Annotated in this window: 2 protein-coding genes; both read right to left on the bottom strand. The window is 46.1% G+C overall.

The window, feature by feature from the left end; translation table 11 throughout:
• Positions 1-194: 194 nt before the first annotated feature.
• Complete coding sequence (locus ACF8ML_RS02170; RefSeq protein ID WP_139223831.1) at positions 195-857, bottom strand: hypothetical protein; 663 nt, start codon at positions 855-857, stop codon at positions 195-197.
• A 10-nt stretch (positions 858-867) separates the two neighbouring features.
• Positions 868-2,040 (bottom strand): RHS repeat domain-containing protein (locus tag ACF8ML_RS02165; protein WP_392406105.1); only part of this gene is annotated, 1,173 nt, incomplete at its 5' end.

Here is a 2,040-nt window from a genome sequence, read left to right as displayed (position 1 = left end):
CGAGCTTGTCAATTCATCTATGCACTGAAATAACAGTGCATGGCCAGGGATTTATGTAATTCTTCTGAAGAATAAAAATAAGGTCATTTTTTATTGTAAAATGAAAGCTATTCTTTAATGTGAAATATATTTCAAAATTTCATTGTGGCGACATATTTTACTGAAAATAAAATTACTTTTTCAATAAAATATAATTAAGATCTGCTCCATATTTCTGCAAGGCCACCATTTTTTGCATGGGTCGTTATCTTGAAAAGACCATTATTATCGTGGTGATAATGGTATTCTATATCATCTGCCCATCCTGATGCATAGGCTGTTTCTTTAGATGGCAGATTATCAATGGCTTCTATTATATTTATGGAATAATTATTATTTCTTCCAACAATTATACTGACTAAGCTTCCGTCTTTTTCTTTGGATAAATACCCGTAACCATTAAGTCGTGGAAGATTCTTTACAGAATCTTTATATGGAAGATCAATGTGATGTACATTGGCGATATCTGATGATAAATATTCCCCATATAAACTTGTGGATATGAAGTTGCAAGACTTTTCCTTCGGGGCAATGATTATTGTTGGATGATTATTATTAAATGCTGTTGAGAAATTGCCTTTTTCGATGGCTTCAAAAGGAGAATCATATTTTTTCTTCAGAAGCTTTGGTGAATTGAACCCGTCTATTTCTGAACGATAAGGAATCGGATTAAAAAAATCACCTTTTGAATAACGCCATTCATCGACTTTTGGAAATGATTCAATATGTGCATTTTGTGAAATATTATTAGATGCGTCTTTAAAATTGATCAATAATGTATCTAGGATTTTCTTTATATCTGCGCGTTCATTTATCATTTAAATTTCCTTATAAGCAACAGCAGGAAAAGGCTGCTTTCCAACTACCATTTTCAAGTCGTCGCCCTATATCCTCTAGGGCAGCCTCAACATTGCCTCCTCGCTTTTCAACACCTTTCAGTATCTGGTATATCAGTTTATCGTTCATATCACTGTGCACGTGAGGCCCGGCATGATAGTTTCCCGTGCTGATGCTCGCCGCTTTGCCTGGATGGTTGGCCATCGCAGTCTGAGATGGATTTGTTCCCCATAATCTGGCGCCATTGGATGCGCTGTCTATTCCAATATTATTTCGGCCTAAAATATCTCTGGAATTCTGGACGTGCCTATTTTTTTTGCAATTTTCCTGAACAATATGATGCGGGGTTTGACCTGGTTGAAGTGGGCGACCAGAATTTCTAAGGTTTCGTCCCAATTTTGCTGCTGTTAAGCCAAGTATGTCCGCCCATATTTGTGGGTTTACGGCAAATATATAAAAATTGGCCCCCCCAGCCAACCCAATCGGATCCTGATGCACAAACCTCCCCACCACAGGATCGTAATACCTGAACCGGTTGTAATGCAGCCCCGTCTCGCCGTCAAAGTACTGTCCCTGGAACCGTAGCGGTTGCTCCACCAGCGCCAGGCTTTGTACCTCACCCTGCGAGGCCAGGGCCAGCGGGCGCTGGTCGTGGGGGAACACCGCCGCATCGTCCGTGCCGGTGCGCAGGTACTGCAGCTGCTGGGTCTGGCCCCAGACCTTGTAGCTGGCGGCCCAGACGATGCGGCCGGCTTCGTCGGTGAGCTCCTGGGGGGCGCCGATCTGGTCGCAGTGGTAGTAGTAGGTGGCAAAGCTGGATTGGCCCGCTTCTGCCTGTGCGTTGCGGTTTTCCTCGTTCCTCCATTCCGATTCCAGCTTGGCCAGGGGCACGAAGCTGTCGGGCTCGTAGAGGTATTCGCTCAGGCGTGAGCCACGGATTTCTCCGGCGAGCAGGTCGCCGTCGTAGAGGAAGGTGGTGCGCCCGAAGGCATCGTGCTTGTCGATGCGCCGGCCGAGCGCGTCGTAGCGGTAGCGCGTGGTCTGGACGGTGGCGGCAGGCTCTGGCTGCGCATTCGATCCGGCGATCTTCGGTTCGGGCCTGTCGTGGTAGCGCGTGACCGTGGATTCGAGCATCTGGTGCTCGGCGCTGTAGCGAAAGCGCTG

Source organism: Delftia sp. WSY_10 (assembly GCF_043104705.1).
Lineage (GTDB): Bacteria > Pseudomonadota > Gammaproteobacteria > Burkholderiales > Burkholderiaceae_C > Comamonas > Comamonas tsuruhatensis.
This window is presented reverse-complemented; position numbering and strand designations above follow the sequence as displayed.